The 21,792-nt window shown below is 70.5% G+C and carries 19 protein-coding genes; 13 read left to right on the forward strand and 6 right to left on the reverse strand.

Features of this window, described 5'->3' with window-relative positions:
- Window positions 1-277: 277 nt before the first annotated feature.
- Entirely contained in the window at window positions 278-1,351 is a 1,074-nt protein-coding gene (gene ssd, locus EIY87_RS14935; protein ID WP_125308295.1) for a septum site-determining protein Ssd, read from the reverse strand.
- Window positions 1,352-1,913: 562 nt separating this feature from the next.
- Between ssd and EIY87_RS14940 the strand changes: the two genes are divergently transcribed.
- The 8 genes from EIY87_RS14940 to EIY87_RS14975 all read left to right on the forward strand — a co-directional run bounded on the left by EIY87_RS14940 (window position 1,914) and on the right by EIY87_RS14975 (window position 12,506).
- Entirely contained in the window at window positions 1,914-2,744 is an 831-nt protein-coding gene (locus tag EIY87_RS14940) for an HAD family hydrolase (protein ID WP_125308296.1), read from the forward strand.
- A gap of 666 nt (window positions 2,745-3,410) precedes the next feature.
- Window positions 3,411-5,099, forward strand: coding sequence for a glycoside hydrolase family 3 protein (locus EIY87_RS14945; protein ID WP_404800058.1), 1,689 nt, complete (start codon window positions 3,411-3,413; stop codon window positions 5,097-5,099).
- Entirely contained in the window at window positions 5,096-6,364 is a 1,269-nt protein-coding gene (locus tag EIY87_RS14950) for an exo-beta-N-acetylmuramidase NamZ family protein (protein WP_125308297.1), read from the forward strand. Before EIY87_RS14945 ends, EIY87_RS14950 begins: the two co-directional genes overlap by 4 nt.
- A 47-nt stretch (window positions 6,365-6,411) precedes the next feature.
- The gene (locus EIY87_RS14955; protein ID WP_125309775.1) at window positions 6,412-8,133 is read left to right on the forward strand and encodes a serine hydrolase; all 1,722 of its coding nucleotides are present in this window, start codon (window positions 6,412-6,414) and stop codon (window positions 8,131-8,133) included.
- Between the two features lie 238 nt (window positions 8,134-8,371).
- Entirely contained in the window at window positions 8,372-9,349 is a 978-nt protein-coding gene (locus EIY87_RS14960) for a MurR/RpiR family transcriptional regulator (RefSeq protein ID WP_449657945.1), read from the forward strand.
- A gap of 20 nt (window positions 9,350-9,369) precedes the next feature.
- Window positions 9,370-10,299, forward strand: a complete 930-nt coding sequence (locus EIY87_RS14965) for an N-acetylmuramic acid 6-phosphate etherase (RefSeq protein ID WP_125308298.1) — start codon at window positions 9,370-9,372, stop codon at window positions 10,297-10,299.
- Between the two features lie 61 nt (window positions 10,300-10,360).
- Complete coding sequence (locus EIY87_RS14970; protein ID WP_125308299.1) at window positions 10,361-11,452, forward strand: Nickel transporter NicT; 1,092 nt, start codon at window positions 10,361-10,363, stop codon at window positions 11,450-11,452.
- A gap of 64 nt (window positions 11,453-11,516) precedes the next feature.
- Window positions 11,517-12,506 (forward strand): NAD-dependent epimerase/dehydratase family protein, encoded by a 990-nt coding sequence (locus tag EIY87_RS14975; RefSeq protein WP_125308300.1) that lies wholly within the window; start codon window positions 11,517-11,519, stop codon window positions 12,504-12,506.
- Here the strand turns inward: EIY87_RS14975 and EIY87_RS14980 are convergent.
- Complete coding sequence (locus EIY87_RS14980; RefSeq protein ID WP_125308301.1) at window positions 12,503-13,225, reverse strand: Fic family protein; 723 nt, start codon at window positions 13,223-13,225, stop codon at window positions 12,503-12,505. The two genes, EIY87_RS14975 and EIY87_RS14980, sit on opposite strands and share 4 nt — an antisense overlap.
- On the reverse strand, window positions 13,218-13,715 hold the full coding sequence (locus EIY87_RS14985; RefSeq protein WP_125308302.1) for a phosphoribosyltransferase: 498 nt from the start codon (window positions 13,713-13,715) through the stop codon (window positions 13,218-13,220). The genes EIY87_RS14980 and EIY87_RS14985 overlap by 8 nt, the downstream gene beginning before the upstream one ends.
- Window positions 13,716-13,828: 113 nt before the next feature.
- Between EIY87_RS14985 and EIY87_RS14990 the strand changes: the two genes are divergently transcribed.
- The 3 genes from EIY87_RS14990 to EIY87_RS15000 all read left to right on the forward strand — a co-directional run bounded on the left by EIY87_RS14990 (window position 13,829) and on the right by EIY87_RS15000 (window position 17,133).
- Window positions 13,829-14,431 carry a GNAT family N-acetyltransferase gene (locus EIY87_RS14990; protein ID WP_125308303.1) on the forward strand — a complete coding sequence of 201 codons (603 nt, stop codon included), beginning with the start codon at window positions 13,829-13,831 and terminating at the stop codon, window positions 14,429-14,431.
- Window positions 14,432-14,531: 100 nt separating this feature from the next.
- The gene (gene acs, locus EIY87_RS14995; protein ID WP_125308304.1) at window positions 14,532-16,514 is read left to right on the forward strand and encodes an acetate--CoA ligase; all 1,983 of its coding nucleotides are present in this window, start codon (window positions 14,532-14,534) and stop codon (window positions 16,512-16,514) included.
- A 142-nt stretch (window positions 16,515-16,656) separates the two neighbouring features.
- Complete coding sequence (locus EIY87_RS15000; protein WP_125308305.1) at window positions 16,657-17,133, forward strand: DUF6319 family protein; 477 nt, start codon at window positions 16,657-16,659, stop codon at window positions 17,131-17,133.
- Between the two features lie 54 nt (window positions 17,134-17,187).
- Here EIY87_RS15000 and EIY87_RS15005 read toward each other — a convergent pair whose 3' ends face one another.
- Window positions 17,188-17,760 carry a DinB family protein gene (locus EIY87_RS15005; protein WP_191984095.1) on the reverse strand — a complete coding sequence of 191 codons (573 nt, stop codon included), beginning with the start codon at window positions 17,758-17,760 and terminating at the stop codon, window positions 17,188-17,190.
- A gap of 7 nt (window positions 17,761-17,767) precedes the next feature.
- Entirely contained in the window at window positions 17,768-18,109 is a 342-nt protein-coding gene (locus EIY87_RS15010; protein WP_125308307.1) for a cupin domain-containing protein, read from the reverse strand.
- A gap of 130 nt (window positions 18,110-18,239) precedes the next feature.
- On the opposite strand from EIY87_RS15010, the gene EIY87_RS15015 reads away from it, so the two are divergent.
- Window positions 18,240-18,956, forward strand: a complete 717-nt coding sequence (locus EIY87_RS15015; RefSeq protein WP_125308308.1) for a VIT1/CCC1 transporter family protein — start codon at window positions 18,240-18,242, stop codon at window positions 18,954-18,956.
- Here the strand turns inward: EIY87_RS15015 and EIY87_RS15020 are convergent.
- Window positions 18,953-20,410 carry a peptide MFS transporter gene (locus EIY87_RS15020; RefSeq protein ID WP_125308309.1) on the reverse strand — a complete coding sequence of 486 codons (1,458 nt, stop codon included), beginning with the start codon at window positions 20,408-20,410 and terminating at the stop codon, window positions 18,953-18,955. The genes EIY87_RS15015 and EIY87_RS15020 overlap by 4 nt on opposite strands.
- Window positions 20,411-20,601: 191 nt before the next feature.
- Here EIY87_RS15020 and nhaA point away from each other — a divergent pair, with 191 nt between their 5' ends.
- Complete coding sequence (nhaA, locus tag EIY87_RS15025) at window positions 20,602-21,789, forward strand: Na+/H+ antiporter NhaA (RefSeq protein ID WP_125308310.1); 1,188 nt, start codon at window positions 20,602-20,604, stop codon at window positions 21,787-21,789.
- Window positions 21,790-21,792 lie beyond the last annotated feature (3 nt).

Raw genomic sequence — 21,792 nt, forward strand, 5'->3', positions numbered from 1 at the left:
GACGAGAGTGGCAGCGGCGCCGGAGTGCCCTCGGCGGTGACTCGGGTGCCCGCCTGCGACGGAAGTGGCAGCAGTGCCGGAATGCGCGTCCGGGTGGCGTCGGCGGTGACTCGGGTGCCGAATCGTGACTGGAACGGCAGCGATGCCGGAGTTGGCTCGGCCGTGGGTTGGGGGGCGGGTGGTAGCAGGGACAGGAAGTTCTTCGCGCTTGTCCGTCCTCGGCTTGCCAGGGTCAGCAGGGTGGGCAGGAGGAGGTCGCGGACTCTTGTCGGGGTTGTCATCGGGTGGCCGTTCGGGCTTCGTGGCGGGCTGCTGCCAGGACTCGGGATGCTGCTTTGACTACCGGGCCCGTCGACTTGGCTGGGAACTCGCCGCGCTCGACTGCTGCGGGGAGGCCGCGTTCCGGGGGCATTGCGGCCAGGAGGGGCGGGCCCAGGAGGCCGGCTGCTTGGGCTCGGCCGGCGTCGGTGCTTGACCGTCCACATGCGACGACGCCGGTTCGGGCCGTCAGTTCCGACAGGCGGCGCAGGACCTGCTTCGCCGCCATGCAGGCGCGGAGTTCGATCGGGACCACCAGTACCACCAGGTCGGCCACCGCGACCGCTTCCGCGGCCGCGTCGGTGAGGGTTCGGGGCAGGTCGCAGACCACCGTGCGGCCCGAACGGCGGCCCGCGGACAGGACCGCCGACAGCGACTCGACCGAGGGGCCTTCGCCCTCGGGGCCGCAGGCCAGTACCGGCAGGCCGCCGCCGCGGTGTCTTCGGCGGGGCAGGGTCGCCGCCAGGGAGGGCAACGAGACTCGGCCCGTCAAGCGGACGTCCGACCAGCGAGGGCCTGGAGCCTTTTCCAAGCCCAGCAACACATCCAGGCCGCCGCCGAGCGGGTCGCAGTCCACCAGGAGGGCGCCGCCGGGGTCTCGGTCGGCCGCCAGTGCCAGCGTCGCCGCGAAGACCGACGCGCCCGCGCCGCCCCGGCCGCCGATCACGCCGAGGACCAGGCCGGGTTCCTCCGCCGGGGTTTCGACGACGTCGGCGAACGCGCCGGCCAGCTCGCTCTCCTCGTCCGGCAACGAGATCACGCGCTCGACGCCGCCGCGGAACGCGTGCTGCCACGTCTCCGGTCCCGGGCTGCCCTTGCAGACCAGAAGGATCCCCCTGCGCCGGGGCAGGGCCGGTGGCAGCCGCACGGCTTCTTCGTCCAGAACCACCAGGGGCGCGCGGGCCCAGTGGCCGTGCGCCGCGGTCAGGTCCGGGGCCCGGTCCAGCTCGCAGCCCGCCACCGCGGCCACGCGCAGTATCTCGTCGAGCACGGTCTCGTCCCCCGCGACCACCAGCGGTCGTTCCCCCGTCATGCGTTCCTCCCCCGTCGTCGGTGCGGGCCGTGGGTGGCCCGGCTTCCACCGTCGCGGGCTGGGGTGCGGGGGCACAACGGGTCGGGCGGCGGGCTGTGGACAACCCGGGTGCTGTGGACAACTTCCGCGCGGGGAGCGGCTCGCGGACCGGTTTTGTCGGTGGGCTGTGGCACGATCGCGCCCGCCCGCGACGCACGTGCGGCGGAAAGGGGCGCGAACCGCCGCAGACGACGACCCGACAGCAGCGCACAGCGGATTCCGGCTGCCCAAAAGGAAACCGGCGAAGGTAAGCGGAAGGTAAGAGGGCGGCCCCCGCCAGGGGGGAGGGACGGGGGCCGCCGTGGGTTCAGCCCCGGGGGGTCGGACTGAACCGGCCCGGTTGGACACCGGGCTCCCTCACTGTAACTCCGCCGGGTGCCGGTTCGCGCGCCGGGCGAGGCACACAGTTCGGTAACGGCACGGCGCGCCGGAAGTGCCTGCCTGTCATGGAATTTCCGGCGGTGCGGCGCGCCCGTGGTGGATCAACGGGACGCGCCGCGATCAAGCTCTTATCCTGGGCGACGTGGCCGAACCGAGCAGTGCGCCGTCGCGCACCCGGAAGCCGGGCCCGGAGCACGCGGTGGCCGCGTTCTTCGACCTGGACAAGACGATCATCGCCTCGTCGAGCGCGCTGGCGTTCAGCAAACCCTTGCTGAGGGAGGGTTTGATCAACCGTCGCGCCGCGTTGCGAAGCGCTTACGCGCAGCTGGTCTTCTCACTCGCCGGCGCCGACGAGAACAAGACCGAGCGGTTGCGCGCCGAGGTTTCCGCGCTGTGCGCGGGCTGGGACGTCGCCCAGGTTTCGGCGATCGTCCGCGAAACCCTGCACGACGTCGTCGACCCGCTCGTGTACGCGGAAGCGGCGGAACTGATCGCGCGCCACCACGCGGACGGCCACGACGTGATCGTGCTTTCGGCGACCGGCGAGGAGGTCGTCGCGCCCGTCGCCGAGATGCTGGGGGCGACCCGCAGCGTCGCGACGCGGATGCAGATCGTCGACGGCCGCTACTCCGGCGAAGTCGACTTCTACTGCTACGGCGCCAACAAAGCCGTCGCCGCGAAGCAGCTCGCCGCGACGCACGGCTACGACCTCGCCGAGTGCTTCGCCTACACCGACTCCAGCACCGACATCCCGCTGCTCGAAGTGGTCGGGCACCCGCACGCGGTCAACCCGGACAAGCTCCTGCGGCGCGAGGCGCTCGACCGCGGCTGGCCGATCCTCGCGTTCGACCGGCCGATGTCGCTGCGCACCCGGATCCCCACCCGATCGGCGGGAATCGTGGCCCTCGGCGTGGGCGCGGTGGCCGCCGGCGCGACCTGGTACGGGCTCAGCCGTCGCCGTCGGTCCCGGTAGCCGTCCAGCCCGCCACCCACACGGCCGTACGGCCGGCACTTTGCTTGCCCCAGCCCTGAATTGTCCGTCGCGCAGGGTGCCGGTGTCACCCGATCCAGCCTCTGTACCGGTGCACCCGTCCGCGCACTTGAAGTGATCGGGCTCACGGCGTAGAAAGTAGGTGCGGACGTTCGGTCGGCCAGGGAGCAGGTAGAAGAGAAGCCTGTTCCACCCCGGCAAACCTCCGTGCGCGGACTCCGGGTACCCACGCGCAGCGCGCCGCGGGAGGCTCGTCGTCTAGGGACTGCGTAGTGGGACGCCACACGCCGAGTCCATGTAGGTACGACCAGAGTTGCACGCTTGGTCGCCCGAGAAGTTCGCGCTTGCAGGCGGCGCCCGTGGCCCTCGGCCACGGGCGCCGCCTCGTCTATGTGCAGGGTTTCCTACCGATCCGGGTACGAACGGCCCGTTGGTGCGGTCGGTCGATGGACATCGACGGATTCGGTGAGTAGCTTCCCGATACTGGCGCCTCCGAGTGGACTTCTGACGTCCGCCGGGCGCCCGCAACTTTCTGGGAGGCTGGTCGTGACGACCCGAAATCGGAGGTTCCATGCGCTCGCCCTGCCCGTCGCGGGGGTGCTCGCGTTCACCGGTGTGGGTGTCGCGACGGCGGCGAGCGCACCGCGGATGAGCGTGGACGCGCAGGCGGAGGCCGCCGCCACGCAGGCGCTGCGCGGGCTGTCGCTGGAGGAGAAGGTCGGGCAGCTGTTCATCACCTGGGTGAACGGCAAGACGGCCGACGAGGTGAACCCGAAGAACCAGACCGACTTCGGCGTCGACACCCCGGCGCAGGTGGTCCGGAAGTACCACCTGGGCGGGGTCATCTACTTCAACAACGACACGCGCGACAACTTCGACGACCCGGTCCAGGTCGCGAAACTGTCGAACGGCCTGCAGAAGGCCGCCATCACCAGCGGGGCGCACATCCCGCTGCAGATCGCCGCCGACCAGGAGGGCGGCACCGTCACGCGGATGGGCGCGCCGGCCACCGAGTTCCCGAACGCCATGGCCATCTCCGCCGGGCGGGACACCGGGCGGGCGACGCAGGCCGCCACGATCCTCGGCAACGAGCTGCGCGCGGTCGGGATCAACCAGGACTTCGCGCCCGATTCGGACGTCAACTCGAACCCCGCCAACCCGGTCATCGGCGTGCGGTCCTTCTCCGGGCAGCCCGGCCTGGCCAGCGACTTCGTCACCGCCGAGCTCAAGGGCTTCCAGCAGTCCGTGGCCGCGACCGCCAAGCACTTCCCCGGGCACGGCGCCGCGCCGACCGACAGCCACACCGGGCTGCCGCGGATCGACAGCACCGAAGCGCAGTGGCGGGCCACCGACGTGCCGCCGTTCAAGGCCGCCATCGCGGCCGGCGTCGACTCGATCATGAGCGCGCACATCCAGTTCCCCAGCCTCGACCCGTCGCTCGAACCCGCGACGCTGTCGAAGCCGATCATCACCGGCAAGCTGCGTGACGAACTCGGGTACAACGGTGTCGTCGTGACCGACGCGCTCGAGATGCAGGGCGTGCGCCAGCTGCACACCGACGCCGAGATCCCGGTGCTCGCGCTCAAGGCCGGCATCGACCAGCTGCTCATGCCGGTGCACCTCGACCTCGCCATCAACTCGGTGCTCAACGCCGTGAAGACCGGCGACATCCCGATGCAGCGGATCGACCAGAGCGTGCTGCGCGTGCTGAAGCTGAAGTTCAAGCGCGGCATCCTGTTCTCGCCGTTCGTCGACGCCAACCGCGTGATGAAGACCGTCGGCATCCCGGCCAGCCTCGCCACGGCGCAGGACATCGCCGACCGGGGCATCACCGCCATCGCGAACGACGCCGGCCTGCTGCCGCTCAAGCAGAAGCCCGCGACCACGCTCGTCACCGGCTGGGGCGTCTCCACGACGGCGACGCTGGCCCAGAAGCTGACCGCGCACGGCACGGCCGCGACCGCCTACCAGACCGGGCAGGCGCCGACGGACGCGCAGATCGCGCAGGCCGTCGCGAACGCCCGGAACACCGACCTGGTGGTCGTGCTGACCAACAACATCGCCACCTTCCCCCGGCAGACCTTGCTGCTCGACGCCCTCCAGGCCACCGGGAAGCCGGTCGTCGCGGTCGCCGCGCAGATCCCCTACGACGCCGGCTACCCGAGCACCGTCAAGACGTGGCTGGCCACGTACGGCTACATCACGCCGACCCTCGAGGCGCTCGCCAAGGTGGTGCTCGGCGAGACGAAGCCGGTCGGGAAGCTGCCGGTCGATGTCCCGGCGGGCGCCGACCTGGGCACCGTCAAGTACCCGTTCGGCCACGGGCTGACCTGGTGACGCTCGACCGGCGCCGCTTCCTGGGCGCGAGCGCGCTGGCCGTTCCCCTCCTGGCGGGCGGTTCGGCCGTCGCCGGAGCCGAGCCGGACCAGGCCGGCCAAGGGCAGGGCCGCGTCCTCACCGGCGCGGAGCAGCTGGCCGCGCAGGGCTGGGGCCCGCTCAAGGGCCGCAAGCTCGGGGTGCTCTCGAACCCCACCGGCGTGCTGCTGAACGGCGACCACATCGTCGACTCGATGGTCGCGGCCGGCGTCAAGCCGGTCGCGGCCTTCGGGCCCGAGCACGGCTTCCGCGGGAGCGCGCAGGCCGGCGGCTCGGAAGGCGACTACACCGACCCCCGCACGGGCGTCCCGGTATACGACGCGTACGGCGTCGACGCGACGAAGCTCGCTTCGCTGTTCACCAAGGCGGGCGTCGACACCGTCGTCTTCGACATCGCCGACGTCGGCGCGCGCTTCTACACCTACATCTGGTCGCTCTACACGGCGATGGTCGCCGCCGCGCAGGTCAAGGCCGCGTTCGTGGTGCTCGACCGGCCGAACCCGATCGGCGGCCGGGCGGCCGGCCCGCTGCTCGACCCGAAGTTCGCCTCGGGGATCGGGCGGAAGCCGATCGTCCAGCAGCACGGCATGACCGCCGGCGAGCTGGCCCGCTTCTTCGCCGAGGAGTTCCTGCCCGGTGACGGCGTGCAGCTGGACCACCTCGAAGTCGTCCAGGTCCGCGGCTGGCAGCGCGACACGCTCTTCGCGCGCACCGGGCTGAACTGGGTGCTGCCGAGCCCGAACATGCCGACCCCGGACACCGCGCTCGTCTACCCCGGCACCGGCATGTTCGAGGGGACGGTGTTCTCCGAAGGCCGCGGGACGACCCGGCCGTTCGAGATCATCGGCGCGCCCGGGCTCGACTGGCGCTGGCGCGAGAAGCTCGAAGACCTGCAGTTGCCCGGGGCGAAGTTCCGCGAGGTCTACTTCGTGCCGACGTTCAGCAAGTTCGTCAACCAGACCTGCGGTGGCGTGCAGCTGAGCGTGAGCGACCCGCGGGCCTTCGACGCGATCCGGACCGCGGTCGCCATGCTCGTCACGGCGAAGGCGCTGCACCCGGACGTCTTCGCGTGGCGCCCGGACAACTACATCGACAAGCTCTCCGGCTCCGACCGGCTGCGGACCGCGATCGACGCCGGGGCGGGCGTCGACGAGGTCACCGGGGCCTGGCGGACCGAGCTCGCCGAGTTCGACCGCAGACGTCGCCACTACCTGCTCTACCGCTGAGGGGGAAGCTCGTGCGTGCTAGGAAGGTCCTCGCCGCGGCCACCGGAGTGCTGGTCGCCTTGACCACGTTGACCTCGGGAGCCAGCGCCATCACCGGACGCCACGACGCCGGCCGCTTCGACCGGCCGCAGCAGGGGTTCGCCCCGGCGTGGACGACGCTGCGCGCCGGGCCCCCGCAGGAGGTCGGCCTCGACCCGGCGCCGCTCGAGGCGGCCGAGGACTTCCTGGCGAGCTGGACCAAGCCGGACACCACCGGGCACCCGCACTTCTCCGGCGCGGTCGGCCTGCTGGCCCACGACGGCGTCGTCGTCGACCGGTACGCGGTCGGCGGCGCGGTCCGGTACGCCGACGCGGCAGGCACCGAACTGCCCGCCGACCAGCAGGTCCCCATGACGAACGACACCATCTTCGACATGGCGTCGATCTCGAAGCTGTTCACCTCGATCGCCGTGCTGCAGCTGGTCGAACGCGGGCAACTCACCATCGACACCCCGGTCAGCCGCTTCTTCCCCGAGTTCGCCACCGGGGACAAAGCCGCCATCACGGTCAAGATGCTGCTCACGCACGTCTCCGGGTTCGACGCCGACCCGATCCCGTCGCTGTGGGCCGGCTACCCGGACATCCCGTCGCGCCGGCAGGCCGTGCTCGACAGCCCGCTGAAGAACAAGCCGGGCACGACGTACCTCTACTCCGACATCAACCTGCTCACCCTCGGCTTCATCGTCGAGAAGCTGACCGGGCAGACCCTGGACAAGGTCGTCCACGACCGGATCACCGCGCCGCTGGGCATGGTCGACACCGGCTACAACCCGCCCGCGTCGAAGCTGAACCGCGTCGCCGCGACGGAGTTCGAGGCCAACCCGCCGCGCGGCATGGTGCGCGGCAGCGTGCACGACGAGAACGCGTGGTCGCTCGGCGGCGTCGCCGGGCACGCCGGGGTGTTCAGCACCGCAGGCGACATGGCGATCCTGGCCCAGACGATGCTCAACGGCGGCAGCTACCGCGGGCACCGGATCCTCGGCGAGGAGACCGTGCGGCAGATGATGCTGACGAACTACAACCAGCAGTTCCCGGACGACGCGCACGGCTTGGGCTTCGAACTCGACCAGCCCTGGTACATGGGCGCGCTGGCGTCGCCGGTCACCGCGGGGCACACCGGCTTCACCGGGACGACGCTGGTCATCGACCCCGAGTCGCGCTCCTTCGCGATCCTGCTGACCAACCGGGTGCACCCGAGCCGGAGCTGGGGTTCGATCAACACCGCCCGCCAGGTGTGGGCGACGTCGCTGGCCAGGGCCATGGCGGTGCGGCCGGCGGTCGGCAAGGACGCCTGGACGAGCACGCTGGGTAACGCCAGCGCCGCCACGCTGAGTACTCGCCCTTTTACTACGGATAGTGATCAAGCTCGCGTGTCCTTTTACGCCTTCGTGGACACCGAAGGCCCGACTGATCCACTTCAGCTGCAAGCCAGCGCCGACGGCGTGAACTGGCAACCGATCGCCGTATCGGTATCGGGACCGGGGGCACCCTCCGGAATGGTGACGTCGCTCTCCGGACACGGCCACCGTGCCTGGTGGAAGGTCATCGGAACGCTGCCCCACGCGGTCTCGGTGAGCCTCCGCTGGCGTTACAGCACCGATCCGAACTACACCGGACGCGGAGTTTCGGTCGACGGTGTGAAAGTCACCGAGAGCGGCCGATCACTCCTCGACGGTGAACGAAATCCGGGCGCTTTCGTCGCGGAGGGTTGGCAGTTGAGCGCTCGGTGACGGATCTGTCGCCGAACGTCCAACAACAACGCGATTTAACCATCCGCTTGCCGCTTGCACCGCGACACTAAGTTGCCAAGTCGTTAGCTTGACCTCGTTAACACGACCGACCTGGTTGGCGACTTTCTGGTCAGTGATTAATCGCAAATCCAGATCCGCAGACACGGACGGGTTGCGATCCGACCGAAGGGTGTGGGTAGCCTTGTCGCAGATGCCAACGGTTAGTAACTTTCCGACGGTGAGTGATACCGAATCCGTAGTCGGCACGGCACCGTCCGAGCCCGTATCGGTCCAGCCGGCCGTGCGGGACGCGGACGCCAGCCCGCTGGTCCGGATCCGGTCCCTGCTCCCCGGTCTGGCCCGCGCCGAGCAGCGCGTGGCGAAGGTGGTGCTGGAAGATCCCGCGTCGGTCGCGAGACGCAGCATCACCGAGGTCGCCCTGGCCGCCAACACGAGCGAGACCACCGTCACGCGGTTCTGCAAGGCCGTCGGCGTCGGCGGGTACCCGCAGCTGCGCATCGCGCTGGCCGCGGACACCGCGCGCACCGAGGCCCGCACGACCCGCAACCTCGGCGGCGAGATCGGCCCGGAGGACGACCTGGCCGCCGTCATCGGCAAGGTCAGCTTCGCCGACGCCCGCGCGGTCGAGGAGACGGCCGACCAGCTCGACGTCGCCACCCTGGAGCGCGTGATCGAGGTCGTCGCGAGCGCCGGCCGCGTCGACGTCTACGGCGTGGGCGCCAGCGCGTTCGTCGCCGCCGACCTGCAGCAGAAGCTGCACCGCATCGGCCGCGTCTGCTTCTCGTGGTCGGACACGCACATCATGCTGACCTCGGCCGCGGTGCTCAGCCCCGGTGACGTCGCCATCGGCGTCTCGCACACCGGCGCGACCACCGACACCGTCGAGGCGCTGCGCGTGGCCCGCGAGCACGGCGCGATCACCATCGCCGTGACGAACTTCCCGCGGTCCCCGATCACCGAGGTCGCCGACTACGTTTTGACGACCGCCGCCCGGGAAACCACCTTCCGTTCGGGAGCCACGGCGAGCCGCATCGCCCAGCTCACCGTCATCGACTGCCTGTTCATCGGCGTCGCGCAGCGGCACATGGACGCGTCGGTCAGCGCCCTGGACGCGACCAGGGACGCGGTCGGCTCGCACCGCTTGGGGGTCAGGCCGGACGGTCGTCGCCGTCCGCGGGAAACCGGCAAGCAATGACCGGAGAAAATGTGAGGCGCATGATGACCGTCCCCACGCAGGCGGTGCACGTCGATTCGCCGACCGAGACCCGCAATCCCCGCACCACGGACATCGACCTGATGTCCACCGCGGGGATCCTGGGCGCGATCAACGCCGAAGACCGCACGGTCGCCGGCGCCGTGGCCGCGGTGCTGCCCCAGGTGGCGCGCGCGGTCGACTACGCGGTCGACGCCCTGCGTGCCGGCGGCCGGGTGCACTACGTCGGCGCCGGGACGTCCGGGCGGCTGGCGACCCTGGACGCGGCCGAGCTGGTGCCGACGTTCAACGTGCCGGCGGACTGGTTCATCGCGCATCACGCCGGCGGCGAAAAGGCCTTGCGCAGCGCCGTCGAAAACGCGGAGGACGACGACGGGGCCGGCGCGGCCGAGATGGCCGCGATGGTCCAGCCGGGCGACTTCGTGCTGGGGCTGACGGCGTCGGGCAGGACGCCGTACGTCTTGGGCGCGCTGGCCGCGGCGTCCCGCCAGGGCGCGCGGACCGGGCTCGTCTCGGGCAACCCGAAGGCCGCCAAGCCGGCGGGCGTCGACGTGCTCATCGCCGTCGACACCGGCCCGGAGGCGATCGCCGGCTCGACCCGGATGAAGGCGGGCACGGCGCAGAAGATGATCCTGACGTCGTTCTCCACGGCGACGATGATCAAGCTGGGCCGGACCTACTCCAACCTGATGGTCAGCATGCGGGCGACGAACGCGAAGCTGCGCGGCCGGACCATCCGGATCCTGCAGGAAGCCACCGGCATGACGATGGCGGACTGCTCGGACGCGCTCACCGAGGCCGGGGGCGACCTCAAGGTGGCGCTGGTGCACTTGCTGTCCGGCGAGGACGTCAAGAGCGCCGCGAAGGCGTTGCACGCGTCCGGCGGGCACGTGCGCAAGGCGCTGGACCTGGTGCGCGTGCGCGCCAGCTGAGATTCATTGCCGTTCATCTGTTCACCTGTCTAACCTCTCAGATGAGGGAAGGCGGGTGGCGATGGCGGGCACGGACGAGGACTCGCGGCGCGGGCTTTCGCGCCGCGAGTGGGTGTCGGTCGGCGGGATGGCGGGGTTCATCCTGCTGCTCAACGTCGTGGGCTGGGTGGTGCTGGCGGTCTTCGTCGCACCCCACCACTACGCGCTGGGCACGACGGGCGTGTTCGGGATCGGGCTGGGCGTCACGGCGTTCACGCTCGGCATGCGGCACGCCTTCGACGCCGACCACATCGCCGCGATCGACGGCACCACCCGCAAGCTGATGGCCGACGGTCAGCGGCCGCTGTCGGTCGGGTTCTGGTTCTCCCTCGGGCACTCGACGATCGTCTTCGGGCTGTGCCTGCTGCTCTCCCTCGGCGTCCGCGCGCTGGCCGGGCAGGTCGAGGACGACTCTTCGGCACTGCACGACGCGACCGGCGTCATCGGGACGTCGGTGTCCGGCGTCTTCCTGTACGTGATCGCGATCCTGAACCTCGTGGTGCTGATCGGCATCCTGCGCGTCTTCAAGCGGATGCGCCACGGCGAGTTCGACGAGGCCGCGCTGGAGCACCAGCTGGACAACCGCGGCGTCATGAACCGGCTGCTGCGCGGCGCGACGAAGTCCGTGCGCAAGCCGTGGCACATCTACCCCGTCGGCGTGCTGTTCGGCCTGGGCTTCGACACCGCCACCGAGATCGGGCTGCTGGTGCTCGCCGCCGGCGCCGCCACGTTCGCGCTGCCCTGGTACGCGATCCTCGTGCTGCCGATCCTGTTCGCCGCCGGGATGAGCCTGTTCGACACCGTGGACGGCTGCTTCATGAACTTCGCCTACGGCTGGGCGTTCGCGAAGCCGGTGCGCAAGATCTTCTACAACATCACGGTGACGACGCTGTCGGTCGCGGTCGCGTTCGTCATCGGGACCATCGAGCTGGTGTCGATCCTCACCGAAAAGCTGGACATCACGTCCGGCCCGCTGGCGGCGATCGCGTCGATCGACCTGGACTACGTCGGGTTCGGGATCGTCGGGTTGTTCGTGCTGACCTGGGTCATCGCGCTGGCGGTGTGGCGGTTCGGGCGCATCGAAGAGAAGTGGTCGGCGAAGCTGTCCGCTTAGGACACGGCGTCCGCTGTCAGCGAATCCGCCTGGCGGGACGGGGATCCCGTGCTTGGCTACCGGGGTGGAGATCCTGGTTCTGGGCGGAACGGCGTGGGTGGGCCGGGAGCTGTCCCGGCAGGCGATCGGACGCGGTCACCGGGTGACCTGCCTCGCGCGCGGTGAGAGCGGCGACGTCGCGGAAGGAGCGACGCTGGTCGCCGCCGACCGGCGCGACCCGTCGGCGTACGAGCCCCTGCTCGGCCGGGTGTGGGACGCGGTCGTCGAGGTGTCGTGGCAGCCGGGCTTCGTGCGTGGCGCGCTCGACGCGCTGGGCCGTAAGGCCGGGCACTGGGTGTACGTCTCGTCCGGGAACGTCTACGCCTCGCACGCCTCGCCGGGTGCCGGCGAGTCCGCGGCCCTGCTCGCCCCGACCGACCGGAGCGAGGCCGGCCGCGAGCTGTACGGCGAGGCGAAGGTCGCCTGCGAGCAGGCGTCGGCGGCCGTGGCGGGCGACCGGCTCCTCATCGCGCGCGCCGGGCTCATCGGCGGACCCGGCGACCACAGCGGGCGCTCCGGGTACTGGGTCGCCCGCGCCGCACGCGATCCGCGCGGGCCGATGCTCGTTCCCGCCACGCCGGCCGCGCCCACCCAGGTGATCGACGTCCGGGACCTCACCTCGTGGCTGCTCGACGCCGCGGAGACCGGCACCACCGGCACGTACAACGCGGTCGGCCCGATCGTCCCGTTCGCGGAGTGGATCGAGCTGTCCCGCGCCGCGGGCGGGCACACCGGCCGGGTAGTCGCCGCCGACTCGGCGTGGCTGCTCGCCCACGGCGTGGCCGAGTACATGGGGCCGGAATCGCTGCCCCTGTGGCTGACCGAGCCGGGCTGGGAAGGGTGGTCGGCGCGGGACGGGTCCGCGGCACGCGCGGTGGGGCTGCGGCACCGGCCCCGCGCGGAGCTGCTGGCCGACACGCTGCGCTGGGAACGCGAGCAGGGCCTGGACCGCGAACGGCGCGCGGGTCTCAGCGCGCAGCGTGAGCGCGAACTGCTCGCGGCTCTCGAAACCTAGGAAGCGGCGTCCGAAATGCTCTTCGCTTCGCGCGCGCCCGCTTCGAAAGCTTCGCAGTTGAAGAGCAGCCACTCGCGTACGCCGTCGGGCTTCCCGCTCGCGAAGCCTTCGGCCGCTTCGAGATAACGCGGCACCCGGCGGAAGAACGCGACTTCGGGAACGCTCAGCGCCTTCGGGTCCAGCCCGGTCGCGACCATCGTCAGGCGGGCGGCCGCGCGCGCGACGACGCCGTCCGCGCTGCCGAAGGGCTTGAGCGCCAACAGTTCCCCGTGCACGACGGCCGTCAGCACCGGGCCCGGCACCGACGTCGCGCCCGTCACCAGCTGGGCCAGCAGCTCCAGGCGGCCGCCGCCGGAATGCGGGCGCCCCAAGGCATCCAGGTCGTCGACGAGGTCCGCCGCGGCCAGGACGTGCAGGCGGGCCAACGCTTGCAGCGGCGCGCGGCGCCACGTCGGGAGGAGCGACTCCAGCGTTTCCGCGACGCGCAGCGCGCCCGCGAGGACCGGGTCGGCGACCGCGCCGTCGGCGGGCAGTTCCGGGTTCGCGCCTTCGATGCCGGCAGACGCGCGGGCGGCGCGCACCGACGCTTCCGCCGCGGTCGCCGCGCCGCCGCGGAGGTTCGCGGGCAGGCGGTGCACCTTGAACACGGCGTCCTGCGCGGACTTCGCGGCCGCGGCGACGCCTTCGAGGTCGAGGAGGGGCTTGAGCGGATCAGGCATCGAGCACCTGGCCTTCGCGGGCGACCACGGGCGGCAGCACCGACCACGGGAAGTTGATCCAGCGGTCGGTGTGCCGCCAGACGTACTCGCACTTGACCGTCGAGTGCGGCTTCTCGTAGACGACGGCCGAGCGCACCTCGGCGACGTGCTCGAGGCAGAAGTCGCGGACCAGCTTGAGCGTCGCACCGGTGTCGGCGACGTCGTCGGCGATCAGCACCTTCTTGCTCGTCAGGTCGACGACGTTGGGCACCGGCGGCAGCATCACCGGCAGGTCGAGGCGCTGGTCGACGCCGGTGTAGAACTCGACGTTCATCACGTGCAGGTTCTTCACGTCGAGCGCGTAGCCGAGCGCGCCGGCGACGAAGAGGCCACCGCGGGCGATGGACAGGATGAGGTCCGGCGCGAAGCCGTCGTCGGCGATGGTGTGAGCCAGTTCACGGCTCGCGGTGCCGAACAGCTCCCAGCTCAGCTCTTCGCGCTCTTCGGCCATCGATCTCGCCCTTCGTCGTGGTCAGCCGAGCATAGGCAACGCCGAAGTGGCCTGCGAAAACGCTTGGAAATTGGCTATCCGGGACAGCCACTGCGGCGGTTACCGTGATCATCGTGAGCGACTGGAACGCGCGACCCACCCTGTCCGGCCGGCACGTCCGCCTGGAGCCGTTGACGACCGAGCACGCCAAGGGCCTGTTCGAGGCGGGCACCGACCCGGGCATCTGGGCGTGGCTCAGCATCCGGCAGCCGGGGGATCTTCCGGCGGCCGAGCGGATGGTCGAGGAGGCCCTCGCCGACCCCGACCGGCGGCCGTTCGCGCAGATCGACGTCGCCTCCGGCCGCGTCGCCGGGACGACGTCGTACTACCAGGTCGTCGAGAAGCACCGGATCCTCGCCATCGGGCACACCTGGATCGGCGCGGACTGGCAGCGGACCGGGCTCAACACCGAGTCGAAGCTGCTGCTGCTCCAGCACGCGTTCGAAACCCTTGGCGCGCAACGGGTCGCGTGGGAGACCGACATCCGCAACCTCCGGTCGCAACGCGCCATCGAACGGCTTGGCGCGCTTCGCGAAGGGGTCCTGCGGGCGCACCGGATCCGGCCGGACGGCTCGTCGCGCGACACCGTCACCTATTCGATGCTGGCGCCGGAGTGGCCGGCGGCGAAGGCTCGGCTGAACGAACGCTTAGTCACCGCGGCTCGCCTGCCTCGGTGAAACGGCGGGGCAACGTGGGTGCAACCTTTTACAAGGCGGACTAACGTCGCTAGCGTGCCGCTAGCCGTCGTTTCGGCGCACTACAGGAGGCCTTGCAACCATGACCGAGCAGTCCCCCGCCCTGGACAACCTGCTCACCGAGAGCCGCACGTTCCCGCCCAGCGACGAATTCGCTGGCCAGGCCAATGCGAAGGCCGATCTCTACGCCGAGGCGGACGCCGATCGCGAAGCGTTCTGGGCCAAGCAGGCGGAGCGGCTGACGTGGGACACGAAGTGGACCACGGTACTGGACTGGACCAATGCACCCTTCGCGAAGTGGTTCGTCGGCGGCAAGCTGAACGTCGCCTACAACTGCGTCGACCGGCACGTCGAGTCCGGCCACGGCGACCAGGTCGCGATCCACTGGGTCGGCGAGCCGGGTGACACCCGGGACATCACCTACGCCGAGCTGAAGACCGAGGTTTCCAAGGCCGCCAACGCACTCGCGTCCCTCGGCGTGACCGCGGGCGACGTCGTGGCGATCCAGCTGCAGATGATCCCCGAGGCCATCTTCGCGATGCTCGCGTGCGCCCGGATCGGCGCGCTGCACAACGTCGTCTTCGGCGGCTTCTCCCCGACCGCGCTGCGCGCCCGCGTCGACGACGCCGCCGCGAAGGTCGTGATCACCTCCGACGGCCAGTTCCGCCGCGGCAAGGCCGCGCCGATGAAGGCCAATGTCGACGAAGCGCTCGAAGGCGCCGAGACCGTCGAAAAGGTCATCGTCGTGAAGCGCACGGGCGACCAGCTCGAGGGCGACGTCCCGTGGACCGACGGCCGCGACCTCTGGTGGCACGAGCTCGTCGACGGACAGTCCGAAGAGCACGCTCCCGAGGCCTTCGACAGCGAGCACCCGCTGTTCATCCTCTACACGTCCGGCACCACCGGGAAGCCGAAGGGCATTCTCCACACGTCGGGCGGCTACCTCACGCAGACGGCGTACACCCACCACAACGTCTTCGACCACAAGGCCGGCGAGGACGTCTACTGGTGCACCGCCGACATCGGCTGGATCACCGGCCACAGCTACATCGTCTACGGCCCGCTCGCCAACCGCGTCACGCAGGTCGTCTACGAAGGCACGCCGAACACCCCGCACGAGGGGCGGCACTGGGAGATCATCCAGAAGTACAAGGTCTCCCTCTACTACACGGCGCCGACGCTCATCCGCACCTTCATGAAGTGGGGCGCGGAAATCCCGGAGAAGTACGACCTGTCGTCGCTGCGCGTGCTGGGTTCGGTCGGCGAGCCGATCAACCCCGAGGCGTGGATCTGGTACCGCGAGAACATCGGCGCGGGCCGCACCCCGATCGTCGACACGTGGTGGCAGACCGAGACCGGCGCGATCATGATCTCGCCGCTGCCGGGTGTCACCGCCACCAAGCCGGGTTCGGCGCAGCGGGCGCTGCCGGGCATCTCCGCGAAGGTCGTCGACGACACCGGCGCCGAGGTCGGGCACGGCGGCGGCGGGTACCTGGTGCTCGACAAGCCGTGGCCGTCGATGCTGCGCGGGGTCTGGGGCGACGAAGAGCGCTTCAAGGAGACCTACTGGTCCCGGTTCAAGGAGCAGGGCTTCTACTTCGCCGGCGACGGCGCGAAGTACGACGACGACGGTGACGTCTGGCTGCTGGGCCGCGTCGACGACGTGATGAACGTGTCCGGCCACCGCATCTCGACGACCGAGGTCGAGTCGGCGCTGGTCTCGCACCCGACGGTGGCCGAGGCCGCGGTCGTCGGCGCGACCGACCCGACGACGGGCCAGGGCATCGTCGCGTTCGTGATCCTGCGCGGCAACGCCGTCGACGGCGGCGAAGAGGCCATCCAGGCCCTGCGCAACCACGTCGCGAAGGAGATCGGGCCGATCGCGAAGCCGCGGCAGATCATGGTCGTGCCGGAGCTGCCGAAGACGCGCTCGGGCAAGATCATGCGCCGCCTGCTGCGCGACGTCGCGGAGAACCGGCAGGTCGGCGACGTCACCACGCTGGCCGACTCGTCGGTGATGGACCTGATCTCGTCGGGCCTGCAGTCGGGCAAGTCCGAGGAGTGAGCTAGCGTTCTCCCGTCAGAGCCCTTCCGGCTTCGCGCCGGGAGGGCTCTGTCATGGCACCCCCGAGCGGCACGCGTCGAACGCATGTTCTACACTGTGCCGCGAACCACACCCCCTTCCCGGGCAAGGAGACGACACGACGATGACCGTGGATGTCCTGACGCACGACGAGGAAACGGCTTCGGCCACCACCGCCGAGGCGCCGGCCGTTGCCACCGACGAGGCGACCGTCACCGAGTCCGCGTCCCCCTCCCCTTCGGAAGGCTCGCCCGAGCCCGCCGAGGAGGAGGCCCCCAAGCCGAAGCGCGGCCGCCCCAAGGGCGCGGCGACGGCGTCGACGGCGAAGAAGACCCGCACGGTCGAACTGACCCTCACGGTCACCGGCACCGCCGACGGCGAGTGGCAGGCCGAGCTGAAGAACGGCTCGAAGTGGGTCGCGAAGGGCCTGGAGATCCCCGCCGCCGCGGTCTCGCGCGCGGCGAAGGAGCTGCACACCGACCTGTCCGGCCCGATCGACGAGGTGATCAACCAGGCCCGCGAGGCGCAGGCCGCGAAGGTCGCCGCGCTGGAGGCCGAGCTCGAGAAGGCCAAGCAGGCCCTCGCCGAGCTGGACGCCTGAGCTTCACCCCCAGGAGACGCCCGGGTCCGCTTCGCGCGGGGCCGGGCGTTTCCGCTACCCGGCCGCGGCCCGGGCCGCCCGCTCGACCTCCGCTCGCCGGTTCTCCCAGAACTCCGCGTCCCGGCCCGCCGCCTCGACTTCGCCGTCCAGCTGTTCCCGCAGGATGTCGGCGTGCCCGGCGTGCCTGCTGGTCTCGGTGAGCACGTGCACCAGGACGTTGAAGAGCAGCACGTCCGGCCGCGGCCACCACGGCACGTGGCCGGGCGCGTCGACGGCGAGCGCGGCGATGGTCGCGTCGGAGTGCGCCCAGGCCCGCCGGTAGCGGCCGGTGATCTCCTCCCGGGTTTCGTGCTCGGTCGCCCACATGTCGGTGCCGCGCCGGGAAAGGTCGTCCCAGCGCGGGACGGGCTCGGGCGACGGCCGGTCGAAGACCTCGCCGAAGTACCGGGACTCCGTCACCGCCAGGTGCTTGACCAGCCCGAGGAGGTTGGTCCCGGTCGTGGTCAGGGGACGGCGGACGTCGTACTCGGAAAGCCCGTCGAGCTTCCCGAGCATCGCCTCGCGGATCTCTCGCAGGTCACTGTGCAGGTACTGCTTCGCGAACTCGTCGATCACGGGGTCCAGCATGCCCGGTTCAGGCGATCGGCGGCCGCTCCGGCAGCGGGGACTTGAACTCCACCCACATCGAGTCCGTCAACGCCTCGACGTGGTGCTCGACCCCGCGCGGGTGCAGGATCGAATCCCCCGGCTCCAGCTCCGCCTCGACGCCGTCCACCGCGCCCCGCAGCCGGCCCGACAGGACGTAGACGATCGAGTCGTGGTCGTGCGCGTGCGGCGGCGACGCCACGCCCGCCGGGTAGTGGATCAAGTACGCCAGTCCGTTCTCGGCCGTCTCCAGCAGCCGGAACCGGCCTTCGCCACCCGTCACCGGGAGGCCTTCCACCGTCAGCAGCGGTTGCCAAACCTGATCCTCCATCCGCCCATGATGGCCCAGGATCGCTGAGAGTCCACACAGGACCGGCTTAGGTTAGGCAGGCGTTAATTAGGCGTACCTGACAAAAAGAACAAGTCTCGCCACGATTCCCGGTTCGTGTTTCACTTGTCCGGTGACCGAAACCGCCGTGGAGCATGCGCACGAACCGCACCAGGACCTGGGTGGGAAGCTGAACTGGCTGCGGGCAGGGGTACTCGGGGCGAACGACGGCATCGTGTCGGTCGCCGGGATCGTCGTCGGGGTCGCGGGGGCGACCACCGAAAGCACCACGATCCTCACCGCCGGAATCGCCGGCCTCGTCGCCGGCGCCTTTTCCATGGCCGGCGGGGAATACGTTTCCGTGAGCACCCAGCGCGACACCGAACAAGCCTTGCTCCGGCTCGAAAAGCAAGAGCTCCGGACCATGCCGGAGGCCGAGGAGCGCGAGCTCGCCGAGATCTACGAAGGCAAGGGCCTTTCACCGGACCTCGCGAGCCGGGTCGCGCGCGAGCTGACCGAAAAGGACGCGCTGCAGGCGCACGCGGAGGCCGAGCTCGGCATCGACCCGGACAACCTGACCAGCCCGTGGCAGGCCGCGTGGGCTTCGCTGGTCGCGTTCTCGATCGGCGCGCTGCTGCCGATCCTGTCCATCGCCTGGGCCGGCGTCTCCCTGCGCGTCTGGGCGTGCGCGGCCGCGGTCGTCGTCGGCCTCACCCTGACCGGCTGGGTCAGCGCGCGGCTCGGGGACGCCAAGGTGGGGCGCGCGATCCTGCGCAACGTCGGGGTCGGCGCCCTCACCATGGTCGTGACCTACTTCGTGGGGGTCGTCTTCGGGGTCACCGTGGGTTAGTGGACGCCCTTCATCAGCTTGCGGATGAACGGAATGGCCAGGAACAGCACCACCCCGACCCCGATCGCGACGCCGCCGACCGTGCTGAAGTACGGCGCTTCGTCGTCGACCGTGTAGTACTCGGCGAGCTTGCCGGACATCGCGGTGCCCAGCGAGATCGACAGGAAGTTCAGCGCCACCATCTGCGTGCGGAACGCCTCCGGCGCGAGCTTCGTCGACAGCGACAGCCCGACCGGCGAGAGGCACAGCTCGGCGATCGTGAAGACGAACAGGATGCCGACCATCGCGAGCATCGGGCTCGCGTTCTCGCCGCTGCCCACCATCGGCAGGAACAGCAGGAACGCGACGCCCATCAGCACCGTGCCGAGGACGAACTTCATCGGCGTCGACGGCTGGCGGTCGCCGAGCTTCGTCCACAGCGCCGCCAGGATCGGCGCGAACACGATGATGAACACCGGGTTGATCGAGTTGACCCAGGACACCGGCATCTCCCAGCCGAACAGGCTGCGGTTCAGCCGCTGGTCGGTGTAGGCCGCGACCACCGTGAACTGCTGCTGGTACAGCGAGAAGAACGCCGCGCTGGCGATGAACATCGGGATGAACGAGAACACCCGGCTGCGCTCGACGCCGGTGATCTTGCGGCTGGTCAGGATGACGAGGAAGTAGATCACCGAGATCACGCCGACCACCCAGACGACGACGTCGGCGAGGTTGCCCGGGTTGACGACACCGGTCGTCACCAGCACGACGATGGCGGCGACCAGCAGCACCGCGGCCGCGATCGCCAGCAGGCGCTGCGACGACGGGAGCGGGTTCGGCACCTCCTTGGCCTTCTCGCCGAGGTTCTTGCGGCCCAGCGTGTACTGGACCAGGCCGAGCGCCATGCCGATCGCGGCGAGGCCGAACCCGAGGTGGAAGCCGACCTCGGTCTGCGCGAGGCCGGTCAGCAGCGGGCCGACGAACGCGCCGAGGTTGACGCCCATGTAGAAGATCGTGAAGCCGGCGTCGCGCCGCTCGTCGCCTTCGGCGTAGAGCGTGCCGACGATCGCCGTCGCGTTGGACTTCAGCCCGCCGCTGCCGATCGCGACGCACACCAGGCCGACGCCGATCCCGGCCAGGCCCGGCAGCAGCGCCAGGCTGATGTGCCCGATCATGATCAGGACGGCGCTGTAGAACAACGTCCGTTCCGAGCCGAGCAGCCGGTCGGCCACCCACGCGCCGACGACCGCCGAGAGGTACACCAGGCCGCCGTACGCGCCGACGATGCCGAGCGCGGACTCCTGCGCGAGGCCCAGACCACCCTGGTCGGCCTTGTAGTAGAGGTAGATCGGCAGGATGCCGAGCATCCCGTAGAACGAGAAGCGTTCCCACATCTCGACGCCGAAGAGGTTCGCCAGCCCTCGTGGGTGCCCGAAGAACCTCGTGTCCTGCTGGACCTCGGTAGAGGTGCTCACAACTTTCGTCTTCCTTTGTCTCGGACTTCGTTGTCGCTTGGCATGCTATGAGCACATCGTGTGACTCACCACCGCCACCCCGTGTGGCGGCGGCCATAACGATCCGTGACAAAGAGGCATTAAAATACCGTCAAAGGTGCGCCGGGAAGTCTGGTCGGCAACAGTGATCAGCGACCCCAGGAGCCGCCGCGATGTCCCGCCCGTTCAGCGAGTTCGCCCGTTACCTGCGCACCGAGACGACCGGTGGCCTGATCCTGCTCGGCGCGACCGCGGTCGCGCTGCTCTGGGCCAACTCGCCGCTGCGGGACAGCTACCACGCCCTGCGCGACTTCCGGATCGGCCCGGAGTTCCTGCACCTCGACCTGACCGTCGGCGACTGGGCCAAGGACGGCCTGCTCGCCCTGTTCTTCTTCGTCGCCGGGCTGGAGCTCAAGCGCGAGCTGGTCATCGGCGAGCTGTCCCGGTTCAAGCAGGCGATCCTGCCGGTCGTCGCCGCCGTCGGCGGCATGATCGTGCCCGCGCTCGTCGCGCTGTCCGTCGGCTGGGGGACGCCGGGCATCGAGCGCGCTTGGGCCATCCCGGTCGCCACGGACATCGCGTTCGCGCTCGGCGTGCTCGCGCTGACCGCGTCGAACCTGCCTTCGAGCGCGCGGGTCTTCCTGCTTTCGCTGGCCGTGGTGGACGACCTCGGCGCGATCATCGTCATCGCCGTGCTGTTCACGACGGGCTTCGACCTGGTCGCGGTGGCCGTCGCCGTCGTGGCGCTCGCGCTGTACGCGTTCCTGCAGCACAAGCGGGTCCGGACGCCGTGGCTGTACGTGCCGCTGGCGCTGGTCACCTGGGTCGCGGTGCACTCGGCGGGCATCCACGCGACGATCGCCGGCGTCGCGCTCGGCCTGCTCACCCGCGTCCGCGCCGACGAAGGCGAGGCCGAGGCCCCCGCGCTGCGGCTCGAGCACCGGCTCCAGCCGTGGTCGGCGGCCGTGGCCGTGCCGGTGTTCGCGCTGTTCGCGGCCGGGATCTCGATCGACGGCGACGCGCTGGGCGCGGTGTTCACGACGGCGCTGCCGCTCGCGGTGCTCGCCGGGCTGCTCGCCGGCAAGGTCGTCGGCATCCTGGGCGCCAGCGCGCTCGCCGTGAAGCTGCGCGCGGCGGAGAAGCCGCGGGGCATGAGCTGGCGCGACCTGGCCGCGTTGTCGGTGCTCGGCGGGGTCGGGTTCACGGTGAGCCTGCTGATCGCGGAGCTGGCGCTGCCCGAGGCGGCGAGCGAGCTGGCGAAGGCGGCGGTACTGATCGCGTCCGCGACGGCGTCCCTGCTGGCGGCGGCGCTGCTACTCCGCCGTAGCAAAGTGCACGCCCGAATCTCCGACACACTGTGACGC

Source organism: Amycolatopsis eburnea, from assembly GCF_003937945.1.
In the GTDB taxonomy this organism is placed as follows: domain Bacteria; phylum Actinomycetota; class Actinomycetes; order Mycobacteriales; family Pseudonocardiaceae; genus Amycolatopsis; species Amycolatopsis eburnea.